Genomic DNA, 7,955 nt, shown 5'->3' with positions numbered 1-7,955 from the left:
GGGGGGAGGGGTCAGACGCGTTTGACGTTGGTGCCCTGGGCTTCCACAGCACGGGCCTCGTCCGAGCTCAGGCCGGTGTCGGTGATCAGGAGATCGACGTGTGAGAGGTCGCCGAACCGGGCGAAGTACTCTTGGCCCGCTTTTGTGGAGTCAGCGAGCAGGACCACGTGCCGGGCCGCCGCCATGATCATGCGCTTGACGGCGGCCTCGGCCAGATCGGGGGTGGTGAGTCCGCCGTCGACGGAGAAACCGTTTGTGGCGAGGAAGAGGACGTCGGCCTTGATCTCGCCGTAGGTCCGCAGAGCCCACGCGTCGACGGCAGCTCGGGTGCGATGCCGTACCCGGCCGCCGACGATGTGCAGCTCGATCCCAGCATGGTCGGCCAGCCGGGCGGCGGTGGGAAGGGCGTGGGTGACGACCGTCAGCGATGCATCCATGGGGATCGCTGCGGCGAGCCGGTCCGTGGTGCTGCCGGCGTCGAGTATGACGCTGCCTTCCGGGGGCAGCTCGGCGAGTGCGGCCTGCGCGATGCGGTCCTTCTCCTCGGTCGCCGACGACTCTCGGGCGGCCAGATCGGGTTCGAAGTCGAGGCGCCCCGCGGGGATGGCACCGCCGTGGACGCGGCGCACAAGCCCTGCACGGTCCAGAGCCTTGAGGTCACGGCGGACCGTCTCGGCGGTGACATGGAACTCGGCCGCCAAGGACGGCACGTCCACGCGTCCTTGCTCTTCCGCGAGGCGGAGGATGGCCTGCTGGCGCTCCGGTGCGTACATGTGGGATCAGGTCCGTTCTGTGCCCGGCCGTGTTGGTTCTCCGCGAGACTACGACCGCGTGTCCGGAAAGTAAACACATCCGGGCATCGCTTCGGGCACGAACAGACATCGGCGGGGAAGAGAACGACAGGGAGGGGTGGAGAGGGCCGGGGAGACGGGGCCCGGAGACAAGGCCCTCAGCGGGAGACAAGCAGACAGCAAAGAGCCCCGGCGCTCGGGGGAAGGCACCGGGGCTCGTCTATGGGGGCGACGACGGGGCGGGCTCGGAGAACCCGCCGACGGCGGTTACGCCGCCTCGTCGAAGCCCGTGTCATGGGCCATCTTCTTCAGTTCCAGAAGGGCGTGCTTCTCGATCTGGCGGATGCGCTCTCGGGTGAGGCCGTGCTGCTTGCCCACCTCGGTGAGGGTGCGCTCACGCCCGTCGACCATGCCGTAGCGGGCCTTGATGATCGAGGCCGTGCGGTCGTCGAGCCTGCTGATGAGGTCGTCGAGCTCTTCCCGTCGCAGCACCGTGAGCACGGACTGCTCGGGGGAGGCGGCCGAGGTGTCCTCCAGCAGGTCGCCGAACTGGGTCTCGCCCTCGTCGTCGACCGACATGTTCAGGCTGACCGGATCGCGTGCCCAGTCGAGCACGTCGGTGACGCGCTCCGGGGTGGAGTTGAGCTCCGCCGCGACCTCCTCCGGCTCCGGATCACGACCGTGCTCGCGGTTGAACTCGCGCTGCACCCGGCGGATGCGCCCCAGTTCCTCCACGAGGTGGACGGGGAGCCGGATGGTGCGGGACTGGTCGGCGATCGAGCGGGTGATGGCCTGGCGGATCCACCACGTCGCGTACGTGGAGAACTTGAACCCCTTGGTGTAGTCGAACTTTTCCACCGCGCGCACAAGTCCGGCGTTCCCTTCCTGGATCAGGTCCAGCAGGGGCAGGCCGCTGCGCGGGTAGCGGCGGGCCACAGCCACCACAAGGCGCAGGTTGGAGCGGATGAAGATGTCCTTGGCCCGTTCGCCTTCGGCGACGAGGGCCTCCAGTTCCTCACGGCTCACGGTCGCGCTGGGCGAGTCGCTCGAGACCGGCTTCTCAAGGCCGGCCAGGATACGCTGGGCGTAGACGCCCGCTTCTATCGCGAGCGACAGCTCGACTTCCTTGGCGGCGTCCAGCAGCGGGGTGCGGGCGATCTCGTCGAGATACATGCCGACCAGGTCGCGGTCCGCGACTTCGCTGCCTGCGGCGCGAACACTGCTTGCCGTGTCGGAGACACCGGTCGTGTTCTCCTGACGACGGGCGACGGCACGGGTTGCCATGCGTGCTCCCTTGCGAGTGGTCTGAAAACTTTGGCCTGGTGGCTGACTCGGACACTTCACGAGTGCCCGCCTTGCGTAGATGTCAACGGCTGGAATCCGGACTAAATTCCCAACCCGCGCAACATTTTTCCGATCATGCAGTAGACTGCGCGGCTACCCATACGGGCATGACGGTGACAGAGCGCACTCAGGCGCTGGTCGGAGCGGTGTGGAGCTGCTCCGGGCAGGCTGTCGGGGCCACTCCGCGGCTGCCGGACGGGCATCGTCGTCGACGCCCTTCACCCGACTAGACGGCTGGTGTTCCCTCTTGGTTGCGTGACCCTCCTCGCAGCCCGCTGCCAACCTGTCTCCGGCCCAGCCACTGCCACGGGTGCCAGCCGCGCCAAGAAGCACGAGAGCGGCCCTCGTACCCCCTGGGCAGGGGTACGAGGGCCGCCAGTCGGCCTTGTGGCCGCGCCGCGGCGACCACACCGCAACGTGCCATCCGGGCCATGCAGCGCGGGCCATGCCGTGACCCGGATCATGCCGTGACGCACCGCGACGCGCTGCGACGGGCGACGACGCGCCGTCAGTGCATGGCCGCCAGTACCGGCTCCGGCTCGCCGCCGGGGCCGTCGCTGTCGGTCTCGCCGTCGAGCGTCTTGTCGGGAGCCTGGTCGCCCCCGCCCCGGGCGTTCACGAGGACTGTCACGATCGCGGCGGAGACGAGCAGGATGCCCACCGCCCACCAGATCGCCGAGGTGTAGCCGTGCACCATGGCTTCCAGCTTCAGCATCTGCTGCGCGGGCTTGCTGGTGGCCTGTGCGACGTGATCGGTGACGTACGAGGTGGTGGCGCTGGCCGCGATGGTGTTCAGCAGCGCCGTACCGATGGCGCCACCGACCTGCTGCGAGGTGTTGACCATGGCGGAGGCGACACCGGCGTCACTCGGCCGTACACCGTGCGTGGCCAGGGACATCGCGGGCATGAACGCCGTACCGAGCCCGAGGCCCAGCAGAACCATGGCGGGCAGGATCAGCGCCGGGTAGGAGCTGTCCACCTCGAGCTGGGTCAGCAGCAGCATGCCCAGCGCCGCGGTAAGGAAGCCGGGCGCCATCAGCAGGCGAGCCGGTACGCGGTTCATCAGCCGCGCCCCGATCTGGGTGGAGCCGGCGATCATGCCGGCCACCATCGGAAGGAACGCCACACCGGTGCGCACCGGCGAGTAGTCCTTGACCACCTGGAGGTAGTACGTCAGGAACAGGAAGAGGCCGAACATCGCGATGACGGCCAGGCCGAGCGACAGGTAGACACCACCGCGGTTGCGGTCGGTGACCACGCGCAGCGGCAGCAGCGGTGCCCGGACCTTGGACTCGACCAGGGCGAACGCGCCCAGCAGCACGACAGACCCGACAAACATGGCGATGGTGCCGCCGTCGCTCCAGCCGTCGGTCTCCGCACGGGTGAATCCGTACACCAGCGCGACGAGGCCGAGCGTGGAGAGGACGACGCCGGGGATGTCGAGCGCGGACCGGTTCCGGGTGCCGGACGGCTCGCGGATGACGCTGATGGCGCCGAGGGCGGCGATGACCGCGAACGGGACGTTGACGTAGAAGGTCCAGCGCCAGTCCATGTACTCGGTCAGCAGACCGCCGAGGATCAGGCCGATGGCTCCGCCACCGCCCGCGATGGCGCCGTAGATGCCGAACGCCTTGGCGCGCTCCTTGCCGTCGGTGAACATCACCGCGAGCAGGGACAGCGCAGCCGGTGCGAGCAGCGCGCCGAACGCGCCCTGCAGCGCCCGCGCCGCCAGCATCATGGCCTCTCCGGTCGCAGCACCGCCGAGGGCCGAGGCTGCCGCGAAGCCGATGAGTCCGGTCACGAAGGCCCGCTTACGGCCCCACATGTCGGCGATCCGGCCGCCGAAGAGCAGCAGCCCACCGAAGGCCAGGGCGTAAGCGGTGATGACCCACTGCCGGTTGGCGTCGGATATGCCCAGGTCGGACTGGGCGGAAGGAAGCGCGATGTTCACGATCGTCGCGTCGAGGACGACCATGAGCTGCGCGATGGCGATGAAGGCCAGCGCCTTCCATCGCCGGGGGTCGAGCCCGGCCTTGGTATCGGCCGTAGATGGCGTTTCTGGCATGGATGTGCCTACCTCACGGTGCGGAGTACGAAAAAAGGGACGTAGACGGGCGTAAAAAGGGACGTTGCTGAGCACTCGGCGCGACTCTCAGCAGGTCCAGGACAGATGCCGCTGCGGATCCGTACGGGCCCCCCGTGCTCGTACGGATCCGGGTACTGGGAGGACAGACTCAGGCGGGGAGGAAAATTGAGCGGTGCGGCAACCGCTCGATGCTCCGGCTACGGAGATCAGTTGTCCTGTCGCAGTTCCTCCAGAGTCGCGGGGTGGCCGGGCAGTTTGGACTTGGCGGGGGCGCGCAGCCCGTCGAGAAAGAGCTGCACATGGCGTTCGACGAAGCGTTCGATGCGCTGGCAGCCGACACCCGGCAGTGGCCGGGTGAGCTGGCTGAGCGCGACGGTCACGTCGCCGACGCCGATGTCGGTACGCACCTCGCCCGCCTCCTGGGCCCGCCGGATGAGCTCGTGGGTCAGCCTTTCGACCCGCTTGCGAGCCGCCAGACACTGCGGCTCATCGGAGTCGAAGCGCCCCGAGAGCATGGGGCAGAGCGCTCCGATGCGCTCTTCCGCCGCGGCGAACACGAAGCGGCGCAGCGCCTCGAAGGAGTTCCCCTCCTCGGCGAGTGCCCGCTCGGCCCGTTCCGCGATCCGTTCCGTGACGGCATGCATCACTCCGTGCACGAGCGAGTCCCGGTCGGGGAAGTGCCGGTAGAGGGTCGCATTTCCGACCCCCGCAGCGCGAGCGATTTCATCGAGGGACGCGTCCGCCCCGTGGACGACGAATGCCTCGCGGGCCGCGTTGAGGATGCGCTCACGGTTGCGGGCAGCGTCGGCACGCCCCTTGGGCGCGACGCCTTCGGCGGTGACGCGCTTTGTGGCGGCTGTTGCGCTGCCCATCTGTGACTCCTCGCTCCTCAAAGCGGACTGACGTGGTGACTGGTGCGGTTGCTGTGCGGTTGCTGTGCGGTTGCTGTGCGGTCGGTTCCGCTGGTGCGGTTCCGTCCTCGGTTTCGTCTGGGCGAATTGGGTGGGCCGTTGGTACGCCGATGCCGAGGTCTGTGTCGGCGCGTGTGGCGAGTGTGGTGTGCGGTGATGGTGCTGTGCGTCGTGCGGGGTTGGAATGGCGGTGGTGCTCGGTGGAGCACCAGAGGTTGTGTTGTGGTCCTCGATCCGGGGACTTGTTCCCCGTCTCGTGAAGACGCCTACGTAAACGGGGACGCGCTCCCCGGTTATTTCCCCTGAGCACTGTGACTCACCTCACGAACATCAGCCGCCACACGGATACACACGGCGCCGCCCAAGAGAACGGAACCGCAGTGTCCGAGTCCGCCGAGACCGTCCCGTCCAGGTCGCTGTCATCCGCTACTCCGCGACCGGCACGATTGCCACCTCGCCCCGCCACGTCGGCGGCTTCCCCTTCCCGCCCGGCCGCACAGACGCGTCGGCGTGCGAGGACGCCCCGTACGAGGACGGCCACCCGTGCGGCGCCTTCCACATAGCCGCGCAGGGCCAAGAGCCGGTCGCCGTCACCGCGTTGAAGACCGCGTTGAAGGTGGCCCGTAACTGCCGAGCGGGTGGTACGGATGACGCGGGCGCTCAAGGCGGGGCTCACGGGGACTGAGGGGCGTGTTTCCGCTGGCAGGCGCACCCGACGCCACTGGACTGGACCCATGAAGTCCCGCGCGGCATCTGGCCCGAGTCGTCGTCGCGCTGGGACGATGCTGTTGCATCCACCGGTGACCCCCACATGACCACGTGCTCCACCCGCACATGTGAGGAGCGTTCCGATGCAACAGCAGCCCACCTCTCGTAGACACCTCATCGCCGCTGCGGCGGGCACGGCGGCTGGGATCGGCATCACGGCCTCTTCGGTACCGGCCGCAGCACACGCCGTCCGCTCCGCGACCCCCGCCCTGTCCGACTCGCTGTCCGGCAAACTGGCCGACCCGTCTTCCACCTCCCTGGCCGGCTCGTCGGCCGGTGCGTCGGCGCACGTCTCCTCCTCCGCCGTCCGCGCCCGGGCAGCGGCTCTGCTGCGCCGGATGAGTCTCGACGAGAAGATCGGGCAGCTGTTCGTCATCGAGATCTACGGCCAGACCGCGGATACGGAGCATGAGGGAAACCGCAAGCTGTACGGCGTCCCGACCCCGGCCGAAGTGATCCGCAAGTACCGTCCGGGCGGCGTCATCTACTTCGACGCCCGCCGGGGCGCCGACAACGTCCGCGAGCCGCGGCAGATCGCGCGGCTGTCCAACGGACTCCAGCGCGCCGCCGTACGCACCGGCGCCCGCGTACCGCTGCTCGTCTCCATCGACCAGGAGGGCGGCAGCGTCGTCTACCGGATGCTGGAGCCCGCCACCCAGCTTCCGGGCAACATGGCGCTGGCCGCGACCCGCTCCACGCGTGACGCTTTCGACAGCGCCGACATCATCGGCACCGAGCTGGCCGCTGTCGGCATCAACCAGAACTATGCACCCGTCGCGGACGTCAACATCAACCCGGCGAACCCGGTGATCGGCGTTCGCTCGTTCGGGTCGGACACGCAGCTGTGCTCCCGGTTCGTCTCCACCGCCGTACGCGGCTACCACCGGGGCGGCGTCGCCAGTGCGGCCAAGCACTTCCCCGGGCACGGAGACACGGACGTCGACAGTCACACCGGTCTCCCGGAGATCAAGCACACCAGAGCCGAGCTGGACCGTATCGACCTGCCGCCGTTCCGCGCGGCCATCCGGCGCGGAGTCGACACGATCATGACAGCGCACATCGTCGTCCCCGCGCTGGATCCCTCCCGAGTGCCCGCGACCATGTCGCGGCCGATCGTGACCGGGCTGCTGCGCGAGCAGCTGGGCTTCACGGGCCTCGTCGTGACGGACGCACTGGACATGGGCGGCGCCACGGCGGACTTCCCGCCCGACGTCGCACCCGTACGCGCCTTCCAGGCCGGCTGCGACCAGCTGGTACTGGCCCCGAAGCCGGAGGTGGCCTTCGGCGCCGTACGCGACGCCGTACGGTCCGGCGCGATCTCGGAGGAGCGGCTGGACGAGTCCGTGCGCCGGATCCTCGAACACAAGCTGCGGCGCGGGCTGTTCCCCTCCCCGTACGTGAGTGAGCGGCGCGCCGCGCGGATCGTCGGCAGCAGGCGGCACCTTTCGCATGCCCGTCAGATCACCGAGCGGACCATCACCCTGATCCGGAACGAGAGCGGTGCTCTCCCGCTCCCCCGCACCCCCCGCACCGTCCTCGTCACCGGCTGGGGCACCGCACCCCTCGCCGCCCTCGCACGCGCCATCGGCGAACAGCGCGGCCAGCGGACCACCACCCTGGAGACCGGCAGCAGGCCGGACGCCGCCAAGATCACCGAAGCGACGGATGCGGCCCGCACCCACGACGTCACAGTCGTCCTCGCCAACGCCTCCGCAGCCAGCAAGGAGGACGGCGCCGCCCAGGCCAAGCTGATCGACTCCCTCGTCGCAACGGGCCGACGGGTGATCGTTGCGGGCGTCCGCCTGCCCTACGACATCCGCCGCTTCCCCGACGTCCCCGCCTACCTGGCGACCTACAACTACGGCACACCCTCCATGACGGCCCTCGCCCGCGTCCTCTACGGCGAAGTCATCCCCCGCGGCAAACTCCCCGTCCCCATCCCCACCCTCGACACCCCCGGCCGCCCCCTCTATCCCTTCGGCCACGGCCTGCACTACTGACACCCCACTGACGGCACACCAGCCCCATCACTGACGTCACAACGACGTTGCCGAC

At 69.1% G+C, this 7,955-nt stretch carries 5 protein-coding genes; 1 reads left to right on the top strand and 4 read right to left on the bottom strand.

Translation table 11 applies throughout. From position 1 onward, the window contains the following. Positions 1-11 precede the first annotated feature (11 nt). The 4 genes from ACTWP9_RS28625 to ACTWP9_RS28610 all read right to left on the bottom strand — a co-directional run bounded on the left by ACTWP9_RS28625 (position 12) and on the right by ACTWP9_RS28610 (position 5,093). A complete protein-coding gene (locus tag ACTWP9_RS28625; protein WP_443249188.1) occupies positions 12-773 on the bottom strand; it encodes a DeoR/GlpR family DNA-binding transcription regulator in 762 nt (253 codons plus the stop codon). A 285-nt stretch (positions 774-1,058) separates the two neighbouring features. Further along, positions 1,059-2,075: a sigma-70 family RNA polymerase sigma factor gene (locus tag ACTWP9_RS28620; protein WP_443249187.1), complete on the bottom strand. Its 1,017-nt coding sequence runs from the start codon at positions 2,073-2,075 to the stop codon at positions 1,059-1,061. Between the two features lie 568 nt (positions 2,076-2,643). After that, positions 2,644-4,200, bottom strand: coding sequence for an MFS transporter (locus tag ACTWP9_RS28615; protein WP_443249186.1), 1,557 nt, complete (start codon positions 4,198-4,200; stop codon positions 2,644-2,646). A gap of 227 nt (positions 4,201-4,427) precedes the next feature. Then, complete coding sequence (locus tag ACTWP9_RS28610; protein WP_443249185.1) at positions 4,428-5,093, bottom strand: TetR/AcrR family transcriptional regulator; 666 nt, start codon at positions 5,091-5,093, stop codon at positions 4,428-4,430. Positions 5,094-5,983: 890 nt separating this feature from the next. Between ACTWP9_RS28610 and ACTWP9_RS28605 the strand changes: the two genes are divergently transcribed. After that, on the top strand, positions 5,984-7,900 hold the full coding sequence (locus ACTWP9_RS28605; RefSeq protein ID WP_443249184.1) for a glycoside hydrolase family 3 protein: 1,917 nt from the start codon (positions 5,984-5,986) through the stop codon (positions 7,898-7,900). Positions 7,901-7,955: the final 55 nt, after the last annotated feature.

Source organism: Streptomyces sp. 3N207, assembly GCF_052246355.1.
GTDB lineage: Bacteria > Actinomycetota > Actinomycetes > Streptomycetales > Streptomycetaceae > Streptomyces.
Note: the sequence above shows the minus strand (reverse complement) of the source record. Positions and strands in the feature narration are given on the sequence as shown.

What these genes read in the sequence shown, in the direction of transcription:
- ACTWP9_RS28625 (WP_443249188.1), bottom strand. Translation starts at nt 773, where the DNA reads ATGTACGCACCGGAGCGCCAGCAGGCCATCCTCCGCCTCGCGGAAGAG.
- ACTWP9_RS28620 (WP_443249187.1), bottom strand. Translation starts at nt 2,075, where the DNA reads ATGGCAACCCGTGCCGTCGCCCGTCGTCAGGAGAACACGACCGGTGTC.
- ACTWP9_RS28610 (WP_443249185.1), bottom strand. Translation starts at nt 5,093, where the DNA reads ATGGGCAGCGCAACAGCCGCCACAAAGCGCGTCACCGCCGAAGGCGTC.
- ACTWP9_RS28615 (WP_443249186.1), bottom strand. Translation starts at nt 4,200, where the DNA reads ATGCCAGAAACGCCATCTACGGCCGATACCAAGGCCGGGCTCGACCCC.
- ACTWP9_RS28605 (WP_443249184.1), top strand. Translation starts at nt 5,984, where the DNA reads ATGCAACAGCAGCCCACCTCTCGTAGACACCTCATCGCCGCTGCGGCG.